The following is a 20,495-nucleotide window of genomic DNA, read 5'->3' as shown; positions in this document are numbered from 1 at the left end:
TCACGCTCCCTTTGCGGCCTTGAACAGTTCGGCGCGCGGGTCGAACCCCGCCGTCGCCTCCCGGTACGACTCCAGGGCGTCGAGCGCCTTGCCGTCGGTCGCCTCCGGCACGGCCACCTCGATGGTGACCAGCAGGTCGCCCCGCGAACCGTCCTTGCGCACCGCGCCCTTGCCGCGGGCGCGCAGGGTGCGGCCGTTGGGGGTGCCCGGGGGCAGCTTCAGGGTGACCGGGGGCCCGCCGAGGGTGGGCACCTTGATCTCCCCGCCGAGCGCCGCCTCCACGAAGCTGACCGGCACGGTGACCGTGAGGTTGGCGTCCTTGCGGCCGAACACGGGATGCGGTCCGACGTGCACGACCACGTACAGGTCGCCCGCCGGGCCGCCGCGCTCGCCCGGGGCGCCCTTGCCGCGCAGCCGGATCCGCTGACCGTCGGTGACGCCGGCGGGGATGCGGACCTGCATGGTGCGCGAGCTCTTCGCCCGGCCGCTGCCGTTGCAGACCTCGCAGGGGTTCTCCGCGATCAGGCCGCGGCCCTTGCAGTCCACGCACGGGTCGGTGAGCGAGAAGCCGCCACCGCCGCCGCGGGAGACCTGCCCGGTGCCGACACAGGTCGGGCACACCCGGGGGGTGCCGTTCTTGTCGCCGGTGCCGGAACACGCCTTGCAGGCGGCCGAGCTGGACATGCGCAGCGGGACCGTGGCCCCGTCCACCGCCTCCGTGAAGCTGAGCGTCACCTCGGACTCGATGTCCTGGCCGCGGCGCGGCTGCACACGGGTGCCGCCGCCACGGTTGAACAGGCCGCCGAACACGTCGCCCAGGCCGCCGCCGAAGCCGCCGCCCTGGCCGCCGGTCGCGGTGCCGCCGGCACCGCCGAAGAGATCGCCGAGGTCGAAGTTGAAGCCGCCGGGGCCGCCGGCGCCCGGGCCCGGACGGAAGCCGCCGTTGCCGAAGAGGGCGCGGCCCTCGTCGTACTCCTTGCGGCGCTTGCTGTCCGAGAGGACGTCGTTGGCCTCGGAGATCTCCTTGAAGCGCTCCTCGGCCTTGGCGTCGCCCTTGTTGGCGTCCGGGTGGAACTCGCGGGCGAGCTTGCGGTACGCCTTCTTGATCTCCGCCTCGGTGGCGTCCTTCGGCACGCCGAGGACCTTGTACAGGTCCTTCTCCAACAGGTCCCTGCTGATGCTCATCCCCGACGTCCCTCCTCTCCGTCACCTCTGCCCAGGCCGGGGCCGGACATCCGACCCCGGCCCCGGGCATCCACTGCGCGAACTCGGTCGTCAGCCCTCGCCTGCCTGCGCTCGGGCTTCCTCCTCACTCGCTCCGCGGGCGGCCTCGTACCTCGGCCGCCCACTCCACGAGCTCGGTCGTCAGCCCTCGTCCGGGCCACCGCCACCGTTCTCCTCGTCGTCGCCCTTCCGGTCACTCTCGGCCTCGTCCTTGCCCTGGCTCCCGGGCTGCGGTTCGGCGACCGCGACCCGCGCCGGGCGCAGATTGCGCTCCCCGATGCGGTACCCGGGCTGGAGGATCTGCACGCATGTCGTCTGCGTGACGTCCGGCGAGTAACTGTGCATCAGGGCCTCGTGCACCAGCGGGTCGAAGGGCTCACCCTCCTTGCCGAACTGCTGCAGCCCCAGCTTGGCGGCCACCGTCTCCAGCGACTCCGCGACGGACTTGAACCCGCCGACCAGCTCGCCGTGTTCCCGCGCCCGGCCGATGTCGTCCAGGACCGGGAGGAGCTCGGTGAGCAGGTTCGCGATCGCGATCTCCTTGACGGCGACCCGGTCGCGCTCCACCCGACGGCGGTAGTTCTGGTACTCGGCCTGGAGGCGCTGGAGGTCCGCGGTGCGCTCGTTGAGCGCGGTACGCACCTGGTCCAGCTGTGCCCTGACGGCCGTCAGCTCCTTGGCCGTGCCGTTCGCCTCGCCGCCCGGGGCACCGGCCCCCGCCTCCTCGGCGGGGCCGGTGTCCTTCGCGCTCTTGGCGCCTTCCGGCTTCCCGTTGGCCTCGGAGGGGACGTCGGGCTCCTCGAAGCCCTTCGGCTCCTCCGTCACGCGGCACCGTCCCTCTTGTTGCTCTCGTCGTCCACGATCTCGGCGTCGACCACGTCGTCGTCGGCGGCGGCCTGCTCACCGGCACCCGGCGTACCGGCGGAGGCACCGGCACCCGCGCCGTCGGCCTGGGCGTTGGCGTAGAGCGCCTGGCCCAGCTTCTGGCTGGTGGCCGCGACCTTCTCGGTGGCCTCGCGGATGGCGGCGGTGTTGCCGTCGTCCGTGGACTCGTTCTTCAGCTTCTCCTTGAGGTCGGCGAGCGCGGTCTCGACCTCACCCTTCACGTCCTCGGGGAGCTTGTCCTTGTTGTCCGCGATGAACTTCTCGGTCTGGTAGACGAGCTGCTCACCCTGGTTGCGGGTCTCGGCGGCCTCGCGGCGGCGGTGGTCCTCCTCCGCGTACTGCTCGGCCTCCTGCCGCATGCGGTCGACCTCGTCCTTGGGCAGCGAGGAACCGCCGGTGACGGTCATCTTCTGCTCCTTGCCCGTGCCCAGGTCCTTGGCGGTCACGTGCATGATGCCGTTGGCGTCGATGTCGAACGCGACCTCGATCTGGGGCATGCCGCGGGGGGCCGGCGGCAGACCGGTCAGCTCGAACATGCCGAGCTTCTTGTTGTACGCGGCGATCTCGCGCTCGCCCTGGTAGACCTGGATCTGCACCGACGGCTGGTTGTCCTCGGCCGTGGTGAAGATCTCCGAGCGCTTGGTCGGGATCGTGGTGTTGCGCTCGATCAGCTTGGTCATGATGCCGCCCTTGGTCTCGATACCGAGGGACAGCGGGGTGACGTCGAGCAGCAGGACGTCCTTGACCTCGCCCTTGAGCACACCGGCCTGCAGGGACGCGCCGATGGCGACGACCTCGTCCGGGTTGACGCCCTTGTTGGCCTCCTTGCCGCCGGTCAGCTCGCGCACGAGCTCGGCGACGGCGGGCATCCGGGTCGAGCCGCCGACCAGGACCACGTGGTCGATCTCGGACAGCTGGATGCCGGCGTCCTTGATGACGTTGTGGAACGGGGTCTTGCAGCGCTCGAGCAGGTCCGCGGTGAGCTGCTGGAACTGCGCGCGGGTGAGCTTCTCGTCGAGGTGCAGGGGGCCCTCGGCCGAGGCGGTGATGTAGGGCAGGTTGATCGAGGTCTCGGTCGACGAGGACAGCTCGATCTTCGCCTTCTCGGCGGCCTCGCGCAGACGCTGCAGGGCCATCTTGTCCTTGCCCAGGTCCACGCCGTGACCGGACTGGAACTGCTTGACCAGGTAGTCCACGACGCGCTGGTCCCAGTCGTCACCACCGAGGTGGTTGTCGCCGTTGGTGGCCTTGACCTCGACCACGCCGTCGCCGATCTCCAGCAGCGACACGTCGAAGGTGCCGCCGCCGAGGTCGAAGACCAGGATCGTCTGGTCGTCCTTGTCCAGGCCGTACGCCAGCGCGGCCGCGGTCGGCTCGTTGACGATGCGCAGCACGTTCAGACCGGCGATCTCGCCGGCCTCCTTGGTGGCCTGCCGCTCGGAGTCGTTGAAGTACGCGGGGACGGTGATCACCGCGTCGGTGACCTTCTCGCCCAGGTACGACTCCGCGTCCCGCTTCAGCTTCTGCAGGATGAACGCGGAGATCTGCTGCGGGTTGAAGTCCTTGCCGTCGAGGTTGATCTTCCAGTCGGTGCCCATGTGGCGCTTGACCGACCGGATGGTCCTGTCGACGTTGGTGACGGCCTGCCGCTTGGCGACCTCGCCGACGAGCACCTCGCCGTTCTTCGCGAAGGCGACGACGGACGGCGTGGTCCTGGCGCCCTCTGCGTTGGTGATGACGGTGGGCTCGCCGCCTTCCAGAACGCTGACGACGGAGTTAGTCGTGCCCAGGTCGATGCCGACCGCACGTGCCATGGTGAATCCTCCAGCTGACTTGAGTGGAACTGGCTCAAGGGTGCCTCATGGGAGATCACGTGTCAACAGACATGAGTCGAGCCCACTCAACTTTGCCGCGCGACCTGCGCGCACTCTGACTTGAGCCCCCTCGGCGCACCCCTTCGGAACACCTGAGGCTGAGGCGCACCCTCGGGCAACCCCCTCTGCGGACAACGAAGGGGACGTTCAGGATGTTTCAGGAGACTTGCGTCGTCTTTCCCACCGGCCGGTCCTCACGCACCGCGGCGAACAATCGGCCCGCCTCCGGCTCGCGCACCGCGCCGTGCCCGCCGACCGGCACCGAGCGCACCACCAGGCCGTCCGCCGGCAGCCCCCGCAGGTGGCCGGCCAGTTCGTACAGCGCGGGCAGCGAGCTGAGACCCGGGTCCGCGGTGATCGACGAGGTGGCGGTGTCCAGGAAGCCGTAGAGCCTGGCCGGGTGGACCAGGGTGCGCGGCCCCCGGTGCGCCTCGGCGGCCAGCGCCCGCAGCAGTGCGGCCCGCCGGCCGGCGGCCGGGCCGCCGACGGCCGCCCTGATCCGCGCGAGGCCGTTCATGTCCACCACCAGGTGGTGGTCCACCCGGATGCCGCTCAGCCGCTCGAAGGCGCGGATCGTGCAGGCGGCGCCCCCGCCCTGGAAGGCCTCGCCCAGGGTCTCGCCGAACGTCTCCTCCGCCGCCGCGCCGCGCCCGGCGTGCGGACCGCACTCCGGGACCGTCACCCGCAGGTCGCCCGGCACCCCGATGGCCGCCGCCCGCTGGTGGTCGGCCGACAGGTGCAGCAGGACGGCGGTGTCCGCGGGGCCGCCGCCGGGGCTGCCCGGACCCTCGAAGCCCCGGAACCCATGGGCGGACGGCCTGCCGTCGGCGCCGGCGGCCGCGTCTTCGGCGTCCGGACCGTCCGCGCCCATCACCAGGATGTTGCTGGCCTGCGGCACCAGTGAGCGCGGCCGCTCGGCGGCATAGCGACTGAGCACCTGTTCGGCCGCACGGTCGGTCCTGATGTTGCCGCTGAACTTGCGGTACGCGGCCCATCCCAGGCCGGCCGCCACGACCAGCACCAGCCCGGCGCCGATCGCCGTCCAGCGCAGCACCGCCCGCATCCTCCGGCCACCTCCCGCGACGGTCGCGGACCGTTGTCCGCTGCCTCCATGTTTGTCACGATGAGAGCAGGTTCAATCGCGGCTCGGACGCACGGCCGGCGTGCTCGGGAGGCGCGCGACACAGATCACCAGCAGTGCGGCTTTATGGGGCCGGGAATCCCGGGTAACCTCAGCCGAGACCGGAGTAAGTTACCGCTTAGTACGTTCCGCGTTCCGCCCCCTCCCCGATTCGTCCGTCCCCAGTCGCGCAGGCCCGAGGAGCCCCCATGCAACTCGCCGCGATCATCGTGTCGCTGGTCCTCACCGCGGTCGGCGTCGCGCTCATCAGCCTCGCCGTCCTGCAGATCTACCGGACCATCCGGGTCGGCCAGCCGGTGCCAGCGGGCAGCCGCACGAACGACCCGCGCGGACGCACCCTGACGCTGACCCGCGAGTTCGTCGCCCACACCCGGATGAACAAGTGGGGCGTCATCGGCGTCGCCCACTGGTTCGTGGCGGTCGGCTTCCTGACCCTGGGCCTGACCATCGTCAACGCCTACGGCCAGCTCTTCAAGGCCGACTGGATCCTGCCGGTGCTCGGGAACTGGCTGCCCTACGAGGTCTACACCGAGTTCATCGCGACGCTCACCACGCTGGGCATCATCACGCTCATCGTGATCCGGCTGCTCAACCTGCCGTCCCGGCCGGGCCGCAAGTCCCGCTTCGCCGGCTCCACCGCCTGGCAGGCGTACTTCGTGGAGTACGTGGTGCTGGTCATCGGCCTGGCGATCATGATGCTCCGCGGCCTGGAGGGCGCGCTGCACGGCGTCGACCACTACGAGGCCGGCTACTTCGCCTCGTACCCGCTGGTCGCCGGCCTGCGCGGGCTGAGCACCCACTCCTTGCAGACCCTGGTCTACCTCACCGCGATGATCAAACTCTCGGTGACCATGATCTGGGCGATCGTGCTGGGTCTGAACACGACCATGAGCGTGGCCTGGCACCGCTTCCTGGCGTTCCCCAACATCTGGTTCAAGCGGAACGCGACCGGCGAGGTCTCCCTCGGCGCCCTGCAGCCCATGACCAGCGCGGGCGTCCCGATCGACTTCGAGACTGTGTTCGATCAAGAGGGGGGCGAGGAGCCCGTCTTCGGCGTCTCCCAGATCGAGCACTTCTCCTGGAAGGGCATCCTCGACTTCTCCACCTGCACCGAGTGCGGCCGCTGCCAGTCGCAGTGCCCGGCCTGGAACACCGGCAAGCCGCTCTCCCCCAAGCTGCTCATCATGTCGCTGCGCGACCACGCGCACGCCAAGGCCCCGTACCTGCTGGCCGGCGGCGGCAAGAACGCCGAGGGCGAGGAGAAGGGCACCGAGGAGCAGCTCGCGGCCGTGCCCGCGGCCGCCCTCGCCGAGGCCGAGCGCCCGCTCATCGGCACCGCCGAGGAGAACGGCGTCATCGACCCGGACGTCCTGTGGTCCTGCACCACCTGCGGCGCCTGCGTCGAGCAGTGCCCGGTCGACATCGAGCACGTCGACCACATCGTCGACATGCGCCGCTACCAGGTGATGATCGAGAGCGCGTTCCCGTCCGAGGCCGGGACGATGCTCAAGAACCTGGAGAAGAAGGGCAACCCCTGGGGTCTGCCGAAGAAGCAGCGGCTCGCCTGGGTCAAGGAAGTCGACTTCGAGGTGCCGGTCGTCGGCGAGGACATCGAGGACCTCACCGAGGTGGAGTACCTCTACTGGGTCGGTTGCGCCGGGTCCCTGGAGGACCGCGCCAAGAAGACCACCAAGGCCTTCGCCGAGCTGCTGCACATCGCGGGCGTGAAGTTCGCGATCATGGGCGGCGAGGAGAACTGCACCGGTGACTCCGCCCGCCGCCTGGGCAACGAGTTCCTCTTCCAGCAGCTCGGCGCCGAGAACGTCGCGATGCTCAACATGGCGTTCGGCGAGGAACTGGACGACGACGGCAAGGTCGTCCCGGCGAGCCGCAAGCCCAAGGCGTCGAAGAAGATCGTCGCGACCTGCCCGCACTGCTTCAACACGATCTCCAACGAGTACCCGCAGCTCGGCGGCGAGTACGAGGTCATCCACCACACCCAGCTCCTCCAGCACCTGGTGGACGAGGGCAAGCTGGTCCCGGTCACCCCGGTCGAGGGCCTGATCACCTACCACGACCCCTGCTACCTGGGCCGGCACAACAAGGTCTACACGCCGCCGCGCGAGATCATCGCCAAGGTGCCGGGCCTGCGGAACGAGGAGATGCACCGCCACAAGGAGCGCGGCTTCTGCTGCGGCGCCGGCGGCGCCCGGATGTGGATGGAGGAGCGGATCGGCAAGCGCATCAACAACGAGCGCGTCGACGAGGCCCTGTCCCTCAACCCGGACATCGTCTCCACCGCCTGCCCGTTCTGCCTGGTGATGCTCTCCGACTCCGTGAACGGCAAGAAGAACGACGGCACCGCGAAGGAGAGCCTCCAGGTCGTGGACGTCGCCCAGCTCCTGCTGGACTCCGTGCGGACGCCCGCGGAGGACGTGGAGCTCGGCGAGGAGGAGCACGCCGGGACGGCGTGACGGTTCGCCCGCACTCAGGTCGAGGGGCGGCACACCCGCGCAGGGGTGTGCCGCCCCTCGCGCGTGTGCGGCGCCTCAGGGCTGAGCGGCGCCTCAGGGCTGTGTCGCTGGGTCGTGCGGATGTGCCAGGTCCTTCCCGCCTATGTACCGGGCCGTGGGAACCCGGGCGGGACGCGTGACGCGTGACGCGTGACGCGGGCCACGCCGCCCGCCCTGACCGCGTGTCACAGGTTGGCAGCAAAGGAGCCCCGGTCCACAGCCGCCGGTACGGCACCCCGCGTCAGCGGGTACGTTCGAAAGGTGGCTGGATTCTCGAATCGACAGGGCAGGCGTGGCGGGCACCCCCGGGCGGGCGCACAGGCGCCGCAGCCCGGACGCCCCGGACCTGCCGGTTATCCCGGACACGCCCCGCAGTCCGGACCGCAGCAGGGGTACTCCGGGTACCCCGAGTACTACGGTCCCGGCCCCGGTGGCGGCCCCTCCGGAGCCGGCGGGCCGGCTTCCGGTCATGACGACGCCCCCGGCCACACCCGGGCGTTCACCCTCGGCGAGCCGACGCCGCTGGCCGGCGCCGCGGGATACCCCGGTCAGGACGGTCACGCGCAGGGCGGTCAGGACGGCTACGCCCAGGGCGGCACGTACGACGCGTACGACCCCTACGGCAACGTGGCCACCTACCGGGCGGGCCAGTCCGCCGCTCCCCCGGCCGGCCCGCGGCTGCACTGGAAGGACCTGCTGCGCGGCATCGTGCTGCACCCCGGCCGCACCTTCTGGCAGATGCGCGACCACACCGTGTGGGCCCCCGCCCTCATCGTGACCTTCCTCTACGGGCTGCTCGCCGTCTTCGGCTTCGACGCCGCCCGCAGCGACATCCTGAACACCACGCTGACCACGAGCATCCCGTGGGTGCTGACCACGGGCATAGCGGTGGTGCTCTGCGGCATCACGCTCGGCGCGGTGACCAACACGCTGGCCCGTCAGCTCGGCGGCGACGGCGCGTGGGCGCCCACCATAGGCCTGGCGATGCTGATCACCACGCTGACGGACGCCCCGCGCCTGCTCTTCGCCCTCTTCCTCGGCGGCGGCAACGGTTTCGTCCAACTGCTGGGCTGGATCACCTGGTTCGCCTGCGGGGCACTGATGACGTCGATGGTGGCCAAGTCCCACGACCTGCCCTGGCACAAGGCACTCGGCGCGTCGTCGCTCCAACTCCTCGCCCTGCTGATGCTGTTCAAGCTGCCGCTGATCTGATCCCGCGTCCCGTCTCAGAACACGGGCGCGGCCGCGTGGCTGACGGCGACCGCGTGCGTCACCCACGTCGTTGAGCCGTCCGGCAGCAGGTGCAGCAGGAACGACGTCGGCTCGGGCAGATAGCCCGGCGCGCCCTCGTCGAACCGGAGACCGCTCTGCAGGTACGTGCTCGGCGCCGTCGCCAGCACCGTCCCCGCGAACGGCGCGACGACCGGCCGGTGCACATGCCCGGCCAGCACCCTCACGACATGCGGATGCCGGGCCACGACCTCGGCGAGCCCGGGCCCGTCCGCGAGCCGCATCCCGTCCAGCAGCGGGATGCCGATCGGGAGCGGCGGGTGGTGCAGGCACACCACGGCCGGGAAGCCGGGCCGCGCCGCCAGCGCCTGGTCCAGCCAGGCCAGCCGGTCCGCGCCGAGCAGGCCGCCGGGCGCGCCGGGGACCGTGGACTGCAGCACGACGACGGTGAGGGCCGGGTGCTCGACCACGTACTGGCAGTCGGGCGCGGCCGCGTCGCCGTCCCGGTCCCGGTCCCGGCGTCGTGACGCGTCGCCGTCCAGGAACGGGGTGCCGGCGAAGGCGGCCCGCAGGGCGGCGGGGTCGTCGTGGTTGCCGGCGATCAGGTGCAGCGGCAGCGGGAAGTGCCCCAGCACCTCGCGCAGGGCCTCGTATTCGTCCGGCCGCCCGTGATCGGTGAGGTCGCCGGTGATGACGACGCAGTCCGGGCGCGGGTCGAGCATCATCACCCGGCCCAGGGCGCGGCGCAGGGCGAGTGCGGGCGCGCCGCCGAGAACGCCGGTCGTGAGGTGGGGGTCACTGAGGTGCGCGAGGGAGAGCGTCACGCCAGGAACGTACAAGACGCGGTCCGGGCGGGACAGCGAGATTCGTGGCATGAGCACCGAACAGATTGAGCACGGCGAGCACGGCGAGCCCGTCGGGAACGGCGAGAACGGCGAGAACGGCGAGCATGTGCGGCAGATCCAGCAGGTTCAGCGGGTGGAGCGAGGGGGACCCGCCCCGCACGAGCAGCACACCCCGTCCGACACCGGCGCCGTCCCCGGGCAGGAGCCCGCGCCGGTGCGCTTCGAGACCAAGATCGCCGTCCTGCTGCGGGACGACCTCGCGCTGTGGCAGCGGCTGAACGCGACGGCGTTCCTGGTCAGCGGCCTCGGCTCGGCGGTGCCCGAGGTGGTCGGCGAGCCGTACGCGGACGCCGACGGGACGGCGTACCTGGCGATGTTCCGGCAGCCCGTGCTGGTCTTCGAGGGCGGCAAGGAGCTGCTGGACAAGGCCTTGGACCGGGCGCTGACGCGAGCCCTGCCGCGGGCGCTGTTCACCGCGGACCTGTTCACCACCGGGAACGACCGGGACAACCGGGCGGCCGTGCGTGCGGTGCCGCGGACCGGGCTCGATCTGGTCGGGCTTGCGGTCTACGGGCCGCGCAACGCGGTCGACAAGGTGTTCAAGGGGGCGCGGATGCATCCGTGAGCGGTGCGCGGGCCCGGGGCGCGTGCGGAACGGTGCGCGGGCCCGGGGCGCGTGCGGAACGGTGCGCGGGCCCGGGGGTGGGGCCTGGGCGGTGCGGGCCGCTGGGCGCTCTGCCGGCTCAGACCTGGGTGCGGTGGAAGTTCAGGTAGGAGCGGGAGGGCGTCGGGCCGCGCTGGCCCTGGTACCGGGAGCCGTACTGCTGCGAGCCGTACGGGAACTCGGCGGGCGAGCTGAGCCGGAACAGGCAGAGCTGGCCGATCTTCATGCCGGGCCACAGCTTGATCGGGAGGGTGGCCACGTTGGACAGCTCCAGCGTGACGTGCCCGGAGAAGCCCGGGTCGATGAAGCCCGCGGTGGAGTGGGTGAGCAGGCCGAGCCGGCCGAGGCTGGACTTGCCCTCCAGGCGGGAGGCGATGTCGTCGGGGAGGCTGATGACCTCGTACGTCGAGGCCAGCACGAACTCGCCCGGGTGCAGGATGAACGCGTCGTCGCCCTCGGGCTCCACCAGGCGCGTCAGGTCCGGCTGTTCGACCGCCGGGTCGATGTGGGGGTAGCGGTGGTTCTCGAACACCCTGAAGAACCGGTCCAGGCGCACGTCGATGCTGGACGGCTGCACCATGGCCGGCTCGAACGGGTCGACGCGCACGCGCCCGTTGTCGATCTCGGTCCGGATGTCCTTGTCTGAGAGAAGCACGCCCCCGAGACTAACGCCCCGGGCCGCGCCGGCAGCCCGGGGCACCCCGGCCTACTTGCTCTCGGCTGCGGCAACCGGGACGGCATGCCGCAGGCGGGCACACTTGGGACACCTCAACAGGCGTCCAGGCCCGAGGCGATCAGCCCCCAGGTGCTGCATCGGAAACGAAGCCGTGCTGAACACGTGCCCCTCCGCACAACGAACAACGGTGCGCTCCATGAAGTCCCTTCCCCAACTCCGCGTGGCCGACAAACCCACACATTAGGGGATGCCCCAACTCCGGCCCGGGACCACCACACCGCCCCCTCAACCTACCCCCACCCGCCCCCGCGATGCCCCCCGTTCCCTCCCTCACGCACCCCCCGCCATGGGGTACAGTGTCCCTGGAGCAGCCCCCTTGGGGCCGTTTCTCGCGGATGTAGTTTAATGGTAGAACATGAGCTTCCCAAGCTCAGAGCGCGGGTTCGATTCCCGTCATCCGCTCCATACGAAAAGGCCCAGGTCGAAGACCCGGGCCTTTTGTGTTGCCTAGACCAATTCAGTTGTGCCGTGCCCGTTGCGTGCCCGATTCCTCGGCGGCGGCTTTCTCTGCGGCCCTCCGCCGCTCGTTCTGCACCCGGGCGTCGATGCCGGCGGCCACCTCCTTCTGCCGCTCCCGGTCCGAGTGTTGATAGATCAGTGCCGCACGCTCCGAGGACTGGCCCGCCCGCACCATGGTGTCCTTGAGGGTCGCGCCGCTCCGCGTCGACAGGGTGTGCCCGGTGTGCCGCAGGTCGTAGAAGCGGAAGTCGTCAGGCAGCCCCACTTTCGCGCGGGCCCGCCGCCATTTCCGCCCGAACGTCGATCGGCGGAAAGGCGCACCCTTCTCCCCCACGAACAGCAATCCGTTCGGTTTCTTCTCCGCGTACCAGGCAAGGTGCCGCACGAGGTCTTTGCGCATGAATTCCGGCAGCGCCAGAAAGCGACGACCGGCGTCGGACTTGGTGTCGCCAGGGACGCGGCGTCCCGTCGCCAGCTCCGGTTCGGCGGAACGGATCCACACGCCGACGTCCTCGGTGTCGACGTCCAGCCGACGCAGGGCGGCTTGCTCTTCCGGCCGGGCCGGTCCGAACGCTGCCAGGTAGACCATCAGCCGCCAGCGCGGCCCCATGGCGTCCGCCAGGGCGTCGACCTGGGCCACGGTGGCAATGGGACGTTCCGGGGCCGATTCCTTGCCCGCCCCACGGATGCGGCACGGGTTCCGGTGGATCAGCTCATCATCCGCCGCCGTCTGCAAGATCGCCTTGAGCAGCCGGTACGCCTTGGCGACTGTGGTCGCTCCGGTGGCGGCCAGCCGCTCCGCCCGCCAGGTTCGCACGGACGGAGGGGTGATCTCGTCCAGGTTGACCGCCTCGAAGGTCGGCAGGAGATGGATACGCAGGAGCCGGCGATACAGCTCAGCCGTGGTGGGCGCCAAGCCCCGTTCCTCGATCCAGCGAACCGCGTACTCACCGAAGTTCACGGCCCCGGCGTCCGGGTCACGCCAACGCCCGGCCCGAACCTCACTCTGCCGTTCCGCCAGCCAGTCGTCAGCGTCCTTCTTCGTCGCGAACGTGTGCGGCGCCGGACGGTCGAGGCCATCAGGCCCCAGGTACCGGGCCTGGAACCGCCCGGACGGCAACTTGCGGATGCGGCCGAACGCCCGCTTCTTGGCGGCCATCAGGCGGCCCTCCGGAGTCCGGACCGGTGACGCCGGGGCTGCACGGTGTTGGCGTCTATGTACGCCGACAGCGCACTTTCCGCGATGCGCACGTGACGCCCCACCTTGACGAAGGTGATGCGTCGCTCAGCGATCAGCCGACGGGGAAACCGCTCGGTGGTCCCGAGCCGTTCGGCGACCTGGGCCACGGACAGATAGCGCTCAGCCATGGGTAGGTTCTCCTTCCGTTCCGGGGGCGGGTTCGAGAGTCGCGGCGAGCCAGGCTTCGCCAGGGGTCAGGCCGGTGCCGGCGAAGACCCAGTGGGAGAGGACGTACGTGGTCTCCTCGGGTCGCGCCTGGCCGTTTTGGGCGCGGCGGTACTCGGCGCGGGCGTTGCGTAGGGCTCCGAGGGTCGTGGAGTAGCGCCGGGTCTTCGTCGAGAAGTGACCGCGGAAGCCGAGCATGTGGGCCCAGGCCCGCAGTCTCAGTACCTCCAGCTCCTTGCGGGCCCCGAGGTTCCACGCCGTGCGGATCATCCGCCGCGCGTGGTCGGAGATGGCGAAGTGCTGGAGCTCCGCGAGGAAGCGGATCGGGCGGTCGAGCGTGCCCGTCGCTGTCTCGGCGCCCTTGGTCGCGTACTTGGCGATGTACGCGGCCACGGCACGATCGGTCAGTGCGGTCGAGCCGGCGAAGTCGGCGCCGCGGATGGTGCGGACATCGAGTTGGCGGCCGAAGGCGAAGGTGTGCGCGCGGCCGTCGATGGTTGGGCCGGTGACTCGGGCGGCGGAGGCTGCTGCGCGGATGGCGTCCGTGAGCAGGTCGGCCGTGGCCCAGGCGGGCGGTGGGGTGCTGCCTCCTTCGGGGCCGTCGAGGCGGATGACGGCGTGGAAGTGGACGGCGCCGCGTTTCTGGTACTCGGCGACCTTGGCGAAGGAGACGCGGGCGTGGTCGCGGAAGGCACGTTGACTGAGTCCGGCGCGCTTGGCGATCTCGCGGCGCAGGTAGATGGAGAACCGGCGCCACAGGGCCCCGGCGTGGGCGTTCCACAGGACTGCGGCTTCGTAGTCGTAGGTGTCGGGGTTGAGTGGGGTGCCGAGTTCGGGTGCGTCGGCGGGGTGTGCGGTGCCGCAGCGGCAGGTGCCGGAGTCGGGTCGGTTGTGGACGGGGCCGAAGCCGGGGGCGGTGAAGGTGGCGAAGACGCGAGGGTGGTCCGTGACCTCTTCTGGCGTGCCCTTGCCGCCCCGCAGTCCGGCGGTGATCAGGTGGAAGGTGTCGCGGCGGTAGGTCTCGGCACAGGCGGCGCATCGGGTTGTGCGGCGGTTGTTGCAGCGCACGAGGAGGTGGCCGGCGGCCAGTTGGTCGGAGAGCAGGCGGTGTATGGCCGGGCCGATCTCCCCTGTCTCGGGGTTGAGTTCGTGTTCGGTGCGGTGGCCGTCGAGTCGGATGGGGTGGGTGCAGCCGCCGAGTCCGGAGAGTTGTCGGAGGAGTGCGGGCATGGTGCCGAGCGCGGCCAGGGCGCCGAGTTCGGGCAGCGGGGGCGGTGTTGCGCGGGTGATGACGGAGCTCCCTTCACGGGCTTCGGTGCGTAGAGAGGGGGCCGGGGCGGCGGATGTGCGGCGTCAGTGCCGCCCCGGCAGTTCGTTGGGTCAGCGCTGGCGCTGGGGCGCCAGAAGCGAGCGCAGGACCAGGGCGACGACGGCGACCGAGACGGCCGCGACGGCGACGGCGACCAGGAGCGCGGTGAGGACGACGCCGACCGTGATGACTGCGGCCACGGCCCCGACGACGACTCCTGCAGTCGGCGCGACCCGTCGAGGAGAAGCAGCGGGCAGAGCGGTCGCCTGGCAGGCGCAGACGGTCGAGTGGTGCGGGTGCTGGACGGACACGGGCGCAGTGGTGATGTGGGCCGAGGGGGTGGGGGTCTGCGGGTACTTGGGGCTGAGGAGCACGGCGGAACCCTCTCTCAACTACTCGTCTAGGTGTGTGTGCCGTTGACGACGCGGACGCCGTTGCGCGTGCTGTCGTCGATGGCGGGAGCCAGGAAGGTGTGGGCTAGGTAGAAGCCGAACAGGGCGATCACGACGGCGACCCAGAGGCGTACGCCGAGGAACTTGATCGCGGTCCAGGCGACGATGCCGAGGACGACGACCAGGGGCAGGCTGACGGTCACGGGTGGGGCGGTCCTTTCAGCGGGCGGGGCAGCGGTGGGTGCGGGCGGCCAGTTCGGCGGCGGAGCGGCTGTCGTACTCGGTGGAGAAGCCGCAACGCGGGGCAGTGCAGGCGGCGGTGTGCTTCTCCTGGCCCCGCTGGTCGTAGGCGGTGCCGACCTGAACGGGTCCGATGCGGACGACGTTGCGAAAGCGGCGCTTGGCGGCCATGGCACTCTCTCTTCCTGGGACTTGGTTGCCTGGCGGGAAGGGGGGCGGTAAACAGGTGCGACGCCTGTCACCGGCCGGGGAGCGACCCCGTCGGGCAGGGGTGCGGGGGCTGGGGGGCCAAGTGAGCGAGCGAGTACGCCTGTTGGTGACTGTCGTCTTCTGGTGCGCGTGGGCTGGCATCGGAGTGGCAGTCGCCCGCGTGTGGGACCACCAATCCTGGGGTCGGGTGATCCTCATTCCTCTTCTGGTGGTCGCGGTCGGGTCCTATTCGGAGGTGCGGCGACGCCGGCTGAAGAGGCGTTCGGCACCACCCCCGCTTATGTGATCTCTCCTCTCAGAGCTGGGCGGCGATGGCTTCGGCGAGCGGTGCCGGGACGCCGAGACGGGCGCGCAGGGTCGGTGTGTCGATGGCGTTGCCGGTTCTGGTGAGGTGGTCGGCGGCGACCTTGCGGGCGTGGGCGACCAGGGCAGCCGGGATCGCAGGAGCGGGACGAGCGGGCGGCGGCGCCGAGCTGGCTTCGACGGTGACGGGTTCCGGCGAGGCCACCGGTTCCGGCCGGGTAGCGCCGTGCGCGAGGAGTGTTCCGCCGAGGAAGGCGACCGCGGGCCACCCGGCGACGAGGATCCGCAGCCAGGCGGGCACGGCGTGCGCGTCCAGGAGGCCGGCGGTGGCGATGTTGGCGCCGAGCGACGCGGACAGTGCGATGACGAACCAGCACCAGGCGGCGCCCTTGCTCGTCCCGCTGCGAAGCCGTTTCCAAGCCGCGACCAGCAGCAGGTCCACGGAGATCGGGTAGGCCCATGCCTTCCATCCGTGCTGTCCGGCGGCGCCCGCGATGTCGTGCAGGTGGGCGAAGGACAGCGCGGCGGCGATGACGGCTTGGACGAGCACGGCGTCGATACGGGCCAGGCGAGCGCGCACGCGCGGGACCTCCTCTCTCGGTTCATGGCATGACGGGGTAGGGACGTGGCGCTGTACGAGGAGAGGGCTTGAGTCAGCCCGTGACGGGACGGGGCTTGGCCAGTGGGTCGGGCGAGCCGACCGGACGCGGCGGGACTGCGGGCCGGAAGGGGTCCAGTGCGGGCAGGTCCGGTACGAGTTCGGCGGACGCGTCGCAGATGTCGGCGGCGTCCCCGAGGGACAGGTACGGGGTGCGGATGCGGGACCAGCCGCCGGAAGTGTCTCCGGCGACGGCGAGGCCCGGCCGTTCGGGGGCGATGGCGCATGCGGCCATGACCGCTTCGGGGGCGATGTCGCCGAGTGCCATCTTGGCGGAGGCTTCGTCGTTCACACGGTGGCAGACGCGTCCGGTGAGCTGGGCGCGGAGCATGGTCGCGCCCTTGCCGAGTTCGGCGCCGAAGCGCTGCCCGCACACTTCCAGGTAGATGCCGGCGGCGCGGCCGAGCTGGGCGAGCCGGATGAGCTGGGTGACCATCTCGTCGCGCCGTTCCTCGTCCTTGCGGGAGGCGACGAGGAAGAGTTCCGCCACCTCGTCGACGAACAGCACGACGGGCACGGGCCGTTCGGATTCGGGCAGGCCCCACACGTCGGACGTGATCTCCTCGTTCGGCGTCGAGGAGGCGATGCCCTGCCGGGCCTTGATCAGGTCGTACCGGTCTTCCATCAGTCGGACGAGCGCGGGCAACAAGTCGGCTGCCTGCTCGGGGTCGGTCGCCAGGGCCGACAACCGAGCGGCGAACGGGGCCAGTTCCACGCCCCGCTTGCAGTCGATCCCCACCAGGGCGACGGACTGCGGGGCGAGCCCCGCTATGAGGTGGCGGAGGTACATCGACTTGCCCGCCAGCGTTGCGCCGAGGGTCAGTTGGTGGGGTATCGCCCGGTAGTCCCGAACGAAGGCCGTCGCATCCTCGCGCAGCGCCACGGGCACCTTGAGGAAGTCGCCGCCAGCCCTGCGCGGCATGCGGACCTTGCGCAGCACGTCGAAGCCGACGAGCCGCAGTTCAACCACACCGGGCTTGACCACGGACACGTACACGGCGTGCACGCCCCACGCGTGCCGGAGCCGTTCGGCCGAGGCAGCGACGTCCGCCGGCTCCTGGCCGGGGGCGAGCCGCAGCCGAAGCCGCATGCCGGTCGTGGTCGGGCGAATGATCCCCCGTCGCGGAGGGACCGGCCGCACCTCTCGCCGGGTCGTGGCCCGTACCGCCAGGGTGCGTAAGCGGGACGGGGCCACGGTCAGCCCGCAGGCATCCATCACGGACCCGTACGAGCCCATGAGGCGAGCCGCCGAGAGCGGCAGGCCGACCATGGACCAGTACGCGGCCGGTTGCTCGGCCCGGAGGTAGGCAGCGCCACCGCCGACAGCGGCGAGGGAGCCACCCACCTCCAGCATCGTCGTCAGGTCGGACATGCCGCTCAGGCCCCGACCTGAGCCGGGAAGGCGGACGGGGTGACGGCGGCGGCGCGGAACGCGATGCCGTGCCGCTGCTGACCGTTGAACGTGCTCTCCCACGGCCGGGCGATGAGCCCCGGCAGTGCGACCGGAGCACCGAGCGCCAGCCCCTCACCCACACCGCTCTGCGGGATGGTCACCTTGACCAGCGAGGACTCCCCGTCCTCGATGTAGACGACGCCGACGGTCATCAGCGCCTCGCCGGTCGTCGCGTCGGTGGCGACCTCTCCGGTCTGCCGGTCCTTGATCTTCGTCTCCGGAGCCTCGGTCAGCAGGATGGTCGCCGCCGAGGTCTCCACACGGATGGAACGCAAGGTCGAGTCTCCTCACAGTGTGACAGCTAGTCGTCTAGACAAGTGCCATTCGTCGTACCCGAAGACCCGGGCACGAGAACCACTGTGCCACACATCCCACCTACTCGTCTATACGAGTTTGCCTCTGGAGGCTTACGAGTAGCGGGAGTTGAACACCCGTCACGCCATCTGCCCTGGTCACGTGGCAGGGAGCTGGTAGGCCAACACGTACGCATCGGCGGCCATCACGGTGTCACAGACCTCGACGGCGCGGCCTTCAGTGTCGTAGGCGGTGCGGATGAGGTGGATGACGGGGACGCCGGCGGCCAGGCGCAGGGACCGGACCTCATGGGGTGCGGGCATGCGGGCGCGGATCTCTTCCTCGAAGTGGTCGAGGCGGTGGCCGAGTTCTTCCAGTCGGGCGTAGATGCCGCCAGGGCCCGGGTTGGGTTCGGCGATCTGGGTGCCGCGGGCGATGTCCAGCGGGAGGTAGGAGGTGGCGAACTCCACCGGACGGCCGTCGAGGAGGTAGCGGCGGTGCCGGGCCAGCACGCGGCGGGGGCCGCCGAGGCGGGTGGCGATGTCCTGCGTCGGCCGTTCTTCCTTGATCTCCAGGCTGTCCACGGTGGGGTGACTGCCGGCGGCGTCGGCCTCGACGGTGAACGCGGACTTGCCCTGCTCGCGGTGGCGGCGGGCGAACCGGTCGGAGGCCAGGCGGCGCACCGGGGGGCGGGGGCGGACGAAGACGCCCTTACCGTGCTCGGAGAACACGAGGCCCTCGCCTTGGAGGACGGACAGGGAGTTGCGGACGGTCATCCGCGAGACGCCGTAGTGCTCCACCAACTCCGTCTCGGACGGCAGCTTGTCGCCCTCGGAGAAGCGTCCCTTGTCGATGGCGTCGCGCAGTTGGTCGGCGATCTGGCGGAAGACCGCCCGATCACTCGTCGGGTCCAGCGCGCCGAGCGCACCGGAGGGGATAGCGGGCATGCGTACTCCTTTGGATATCTAGACGAGCGGCCGACCCTTGTTGCTACGGTGGAGAGCCTAGCCACCCGAAGGGATCAGGTACGTGCCGATCGAGCGCCCGCACTCGGTGAGCGTCGCCGGAGTCATCGTCGACGACGAGGGTCGCGCGCTGCTCATCAGGCGCCGGGACAACGGGCATTGGGAACCGCCGGGCGGAGTGCTGGAGGCGGGCGAGACCATCCCCGACGCCTTGCAGCGCGAGGTCCTGGAGGAGACCGGCGTCAAGATCGCGGTGCCCGCGACCCTCACCGGCATCTACAAGAACATGACCGGCTTGATCGTCTCGCTGGTGTTCCGGTGTGAGGCGGTCGACGGGAAGCCAACCATCGGCAGTGAGACCAGCGCGCTGCGCTGGGCCACCCGGGAAGAAGTCACCGACCTTGCGGACGAGGCGTATGCCATCCGTGTCCTGGACGCTTTGGATGCGGCGTCCCCGCCGGCCGTGCGTGCGCACGACGGCGTGAAACTCGTCTAGCTCGAACCCTCTACCCATGGCCGCCTACCAGCACAAAGGAACTTGTATGGACGAGTATATGAGTAGAGTGCGGATCTGGGGACTCACTTGCCCGGGTTCGCTGGAAGAAGTTAGCCGCGCACGGCGCTGGGCCCGCGAGGTACTGGGCGATTCGCCGCACGCCGACGACGCAGCCTTGATCGTCACCGAACTGGGCGCGAACGCGCTCCTGCACACGGTCAGCGGCGATCCGGCCGGGTCCTTCCACGTCAGCCTGGCGCTGTCCGAGCACGTGGTGTGCGTGTCGGTGACGGATGCCGGCGGCGCGAAGACCGTGCCGATGGTCGAGCACCCGGACGACGAGGAAACCCACGGCCGCGGGCTGGGAATGGTGGCGGCGCTGGCTCAGCGCGTGGAGACGCAGGGAGGCGAGGACGGCCGCACGGTCACGGCGTATCTGTTCTCGTCCACAGGTGTGGATGGGATCGCATGCTTACCGCGCTGAGTCCCGCGCAGGGGGCCGCGGTTGGGTTCGGGTACCGGTGCGAGGTCACCGCCCACGGGGCCAGCGAGCAAATCATCTCGCTGGGAGCATCCGCCACACGAAACCGACGCCTGGCGCTGCGCTGGCTCACCGGCCGCGCCCAGGACGTGACCGACCAACTCGACGAGCCTTACGCCCGACCAGGCCGCCACTGGCAGACGGACATGGCCGAGCACGAACGCGCCATGGCCGTCCTCGCGCAAGGCAGCCCCTACAGCGTCACGTTCACCGACGATGCCTGCCGCTACCGGCTGACGATCCACCCGCGCGGGAGCTCCCGATGAACAACCCCAGGTCCCTGATGCGCCCCGGCTACTGGTGCGAGTGCTGGGCCAAGAGTCCCGCGACAGGCGAAGCTCCTGCCTTGGTGGCATCCATTGACGTAGCGACGGCCGTCGACGCGATCCGCTGGATCCGCATCGCTCTGCGCACGATCACGCCGGCCCTGGACCGTGCCGCCTCTCACGACGCCTGGGCCTGGCTCACCACTGGCCAACTGGACGCCACCCAACTCCTCCAGGCCGGCAAGCCCTGCACCTACACGGCCCACCACGCCACAACCGCGATCGAATGGACCGCCCGCCCGGTCACGTTCCTTGCCCTGGCCCACCGAGCCGCCAGGCGCCCAGCATGCGCAGACGCGTTCAGTCCCCGGCCCTGGATGTCCCCGGCCCTG

At 70.6% G+C, this 20,495-nt stretch carries 23 protein-coding genes and 1 tRNA gene; 8 read left to right on the top strand and 16 right to left on the bottom strand.

Annotated elements, in window-relative coordinates:
* The 4 genes from dnaJ to K7862_RS31680 form a co-directional block, all read right to left on the bottom strand.
* The gene (gene dnaJ / locus K7862_RS31695) at positions 1–1,185 is read right to left on the bottom strand and encodes a molecular chaperone DnaJ (protein ID WP_222968346.1); all 1,185 of its coding nucleotides are present in this window, start codon (positions 1,183–1,185) and stop codon (positions 1–3) included.
* 180 nt (positions 1,186–1,365) lie between these two features.
* A complete protein-coding gene (grpE, locus tag K7862_RS31690; protein ID WP_222968345.1) occupies positions 1,366–2,049 on the bottom strand; it encodes a nucleotide exchange factor GrpE in 684 nt (227 codons plus the stop codon).
* On the bottom strand, positions 2,046–3,923 hold the full coding sequence (dnaK, locus tag K7862_RS31685; RefSeq protein ID WP_222968344.1) for a molecular chaperone DnaK: 1,878 nt from the start codon (positions 3,921–3,923) through the stop codon (positions 2,046–2,048). The genes grpE and dnaK overlap by 4 nt, the downstream gene beginning before the upstream one ends.
* Before the next feature lie 217 nt (positions 3,924–4,140).
* A complete protein-coding gene (locus tag K7862_RS31680; protein WP_222968343.1) occupies positions 4,141–5,046 on the bottom strand; it encodes an LCP family protein in 906 nt (301 codons plus the stop codon).
* A 266-nt stretch (positions 5,047–5,312) separates the two neighbouring features.
* Between K7862_RS31680 and K7862_RS31675 the strand changes: the two genes are divergently transcribed.
* A complete protein-coding gene (locus K7862_RS31675) occupies positions 5,313–7,598 on the top strand; it encodes a (Fe-S)-binding protein (protein WP_222968342.1) in 2,286 nt (761 codons plus the stop codon).
* 300 nt (positions 7,599–7,898) lie between these two features.
* A complete protein-coding gene (locus tag K7862_RS31670; RefSeq protein WP_222968341.1) occupies positions 7,899–8,849 on the top strand; it encodes a Yip1 family protein in 951 nt (316 codons plus the stop codon).
* 14 nt (positions 8,850–8,863) lie between these two features.
* Here the strand turns inward: K7862_RS31670 and K7862_RS31665 are convergent, their stop codons facing one another.
* Positions 8,864–9,691 carry a phosphodiesterase gene (locus K7862_RS31665; RefSeq protein ID WP_222968339.1) on the bottom strand — a complete coding sequence of 276 codons (828 nt, stop codon included), beginning with the start codon at positions 9,689–9,691 and terminating at the stop codon, positions 8,864–8,866.
* A 235-nt stretch (positions 9,692–9,926) separates the two neighbouring features.
* Between K7862_RS31665 and K7862_RS31660 the strand changes: the two genes are divergently transcribed.
* Positions 9,927–10,337 (top strand): DUF2000 family protein, encoded by a 411-nt coding sequence (locus K7862_RS31660; protein WP_308012299.1) that lies wholly within the window; start codon positions 9,927–9,929, stop codon positions 10,335–10,337.
* 118 nt (positions 10,338–10,455) lie between these two features.
* Here K7862_RS31660 and dcd read toward each other — a convergent pair whose 3' ends face one another.
* Positions 10,456–11,031: a dCTP deaminase gene (gene dcd / locus K7862_RS31655; protein ID WP_222968335.1), complete on the bottom strand. Its 576-nt coding sequence runs from the start codon at positions 11,029–11,031 to the stop codon at positions 10,456–10,458.
* 412 nt (positions 11,032–11,443) lie between these two features.
* Here dcd and K7862_RS31650 point away from each other — a divergent pair.
* A tRNA-Gly gene (locus K7862_RS31650) sits at positions 11,444–11,517 on the top strand.
* 52 nt (positions 11,518–11,569) lie between these two features.
* On the opposite strand, the gene K7862_RS31645 is transcribed toward K7862_RS31650, so the two are convergent.
* The 10 genes from K7862_RS31645 to K7862_RS31600 form a co-directional block, all read right to left on the bottom strand.
* Complete coding sequence (locus tag K7862_RS31645; protein ID WP_222968334.1) at positions 11,570–12,730, bottom strand: tyrosine-type recombinase/integrase; 1,161 nt, start codon at positions 12,728–12,730, stop codon at positions 11,570–11,572.
* Complete coding sequence (locus tag K7862_RS31640) at positions 12,730–12,939, bottom strand: excisionase family DNA-binding protein (protein WP_222968333.1); 210 nt, start codon at positions 12,937–12,939, stop codon at positions 12,730–12,732. The genes K7862_RS31645 and K7862_RS31640 overlap by 1 nt, the downstream gene beginning before the upstream one ends.
* The gene (locus K7862_RS31635) at positions 12,932–14,206 is read right to left on the bottom strand and encodes a replication initiator (protein WP_222968332.1); all 1,275 of its coding nucleotides are present in this window, start codon (positions 14,204–14,206) and stop codon (positions 12,932–12,934) included. The genes K7862_RS31640 and K7862_RS31635 overlap by 8 nt, the downstream gene beginning before the upstream one ends.
* A 150-nt stretch (positions 14,207–14,356) precedes the next feature.
* Positions 14,357–14,659, bottom strand: a complete 303-nt coding sequence (locus tag K7862_RS31630; RefSeq protein ID WP_222968331.1) for a hypothetical protein — start codon at positions 14,657–14,659, stop codon at positions 14,357–14,359.
* A 26-nt stretch (positions 14,660–14,685) separates the two neighbouring features.
* On the bottom strand, positions 14,686–14,880 hold the full coding sequence (locus tag K7862_RS31625) for a hypothetical protein (RefSeq protein WP_222968330.1): 195 nt from the start codon (positions 14,878–14,880) through the stop codon (positions 14,686–14,688).
* 16 nt (positions 14,881–14,896) lie between these two features.
* Positions 14,897–15,088: a mobile element transfer protein gene (locus tag K7862_RS31620; protein ID WP_222968329.1), complete on the bottom strand. Its 192-nt coding sequence runs from the start codon at positions 15,086–15,088 to the stop codon at positions 14,897–14,899.
* Positions 15,089–15,422: 334 nt separating this feature from the next.
* A complete protein-coding gene (locus tag K7862_RS31615) occupies positions 15,423–16,010 on the bottom strand; it encodes a DUF2637 domain-containing protein (RefSeq protein WP_222968327.1) in 588 nt (195 codons plus the stop codon).
* A 73-nt stretch (positions 16,011–16,083) separates the two neighbouring features.
* The gene (locus tag K7862_RS31610) at positions 16,084–17,460 is read right to left on the bottom strand and encodes an FtsK/SpoIIIE domain-containing protein (RefSeq protein WP_222968325.1); all 1,377 of its coding nucleotides are present in this window, start codon (positions 17,458–17,460) and stop codon (positions 16,084–16,086) included.
* 5 nt (positions 17,461–17,465) lie between these two features.
* A complete protein-coding gene (locus K7862_RS31605; RefSeq protein ID WP_222968324.1) occupies positions 17,466–17,816 on the bottom strand; it encodes an SCO3933 family regulatory protein in 351 nt (116 codons plus the stop codon).
* Positions 17,817–17,993: 177 nt separating this feature from the next.
* A complete protein-coding gene (locus K7862_RS31600; RefSeq protein ID WP_222968323.1) occupies positions 17,994–18,782 on the bottom strand; it encodes a GntR family transcriptional regulator in 789 nt (262 codons plus the stop codon).
* 106 nt (positions 18,783–18,888) lie between these two features.
* Here K7862_RS31600 and K7862_RS31595 point away from each other — a divergent pair, with 106 nt between their 5' ends.
* From K7862_RS31595 to K7862_RS31580, 4 genes are all read left to right on the top strand, one after another.
* Complete coding sequence (locus tag K7862_RS31595) at positions 18,889–19,296, top strand: NUDIX hydrolase (RefSeq protein ID WP_222968370.1); 408 nt, start codon at positions 18,889–18,891, stop codon at positions 19,294–19,296.
* 46 nt (positions 19,297–19,342) lie between these two features.
* Positions 19,343–19,780: an ATP-binding protein gene (locus K7862_RS31590; protein WP_222968322.1), complete on the top strand. Its 438-nt coding sequence runs from the start codon at positions 19,343–19,345 to the stop codon at positions 19,778–19,780.
* Positions 19,765–20,103, top strand: a complete 339-nt coding sequence (locus K7862_RS31585) for a hypothetical protein (RefSeq protein ID WP_222968321.1) — start codon at positions 19,765–19,767, stop codon at positions 20,101–20,103. The genes K7862_RS31590 and K7862_RS31585 overlap by 16 nt, the downstream gene beginning before the upstream one ends.
* An 83-nt stretch (positions 20,104–20,186) precedes the next feature.
* Positions 20,187–20,495: hypothetical protein (locus K7862_RS31580; RefSeq protein WP_372461707.1), on the top strand; the 309-nt coding region annotated here is incomplete at its 3' end.

This window comes from Actinacidiphila acidipaludis (assembly GCF_019890725.1).
GTDB classification, from domain to species: domain Bacteria; phylum Actinomycetota; class Actinomycetes; order Streptomycetales; family Streptomycetaceae; genus Actinacidiphila; species Actinacidiphila acidipaludis.
Note: the sequence above shows the minus strand (reverse complement) of the source record. Positions and strands in the feature narration are given on the sequence as shown.

What these genes read in the sequence shown, in the direction of transcription:
- dnaK (WP_222968344.1), bottom strand. Translation starts at nt 3,923, where the DNA reads ATGGCACGTGCGGTCGGCATCGACCTGGGCACGACTAACTCCGTCGTC.
- K7862_RS31675 (WP_222968342.1), top strand. Translation starts at nt 5,313, where the DNA reads ATGCAACTCGCCGCGATCATCGTGTCGCTGGTCCTCACCGCGGTCGGC.
- dnaJ (WP_222968346.1), bottom strand. Translation starts at nt 1,185, where the DNA reads ATGAGCATCAGCAGGGACCTGTTGGAGAAGGACCTGTACAAGGTCCTC.
- K7862_RS31610 (WP_222968325.1), bottom strand. Translation starts at nt 17,460, where the DNA reads ATGTCCGACCTGACGACGATGCTGGAGGTGGGTGGCTCCCTCGCCGCT.
- K7862_RS31590 (WP_222968322.1), top strand. Translation starts at nt 19,343, where the DNA reads ATGGACGAGTATATGAGTAGAGTGCGGATCTGGGGACTCACTTGCCCG.
- K7862_RS31645 (WP_222968334.1), bottom strand. Translation starts at nt 12,730, where the DNA reads ATGGCCGCCAAGAAGCGGGCGTTCGGCCGCATCCGCAAGTTGCCGTCC.
- K7862_RS31640 (WP_222968333.1), bottom strand. Translation starts at nt 12,939, where the DNA reads ATGGCTGAGCGCTATCTGTCCGTGGCCCAGGTCGCCGAACGGCTCGGG.
- K7862_RS31620 (WP_222968329.1), bottom strand. Translation starts at nt 15,088, where the DNA reads ATGGCCGCCAAGCGCCGCTTTCGCAACGTCGTCCGCATCGGACCCGTT.
- K7862_RS31600 (WP_222968323.1), bottom strand. Translation starts at nt 18,782, where the DNA reads ATGCCCGCTATCCCCTCCGGTGCGCTCGGCGCGCTGGACCCGACGAGT.
- K7862_RS31585 (WP_222968321.1), top strand. Translation starts at nt 19,765, where the DNA reads ATGCTTACCGCGCTGAGTCCCGCGCAGGGGGCCGCGGTTGGGTTCGGG.
- K7862_RS31635 (WP_222968332.1), bottom strand. Translation starts at nt 14,206, where the DNA reads ATGCCCGCACTCCTCCGACAACTCTCCGGACTCGGCGGCTGCACCCAC.
- K7862_RS31680 (WP_222968343.1), bottom strand. Translation starts at nt 5,046, where the DNA reads ATGCGGGCGGTGCTGCGCTGGACGGCGATCGGCGCCGGGCTGGTGCTG.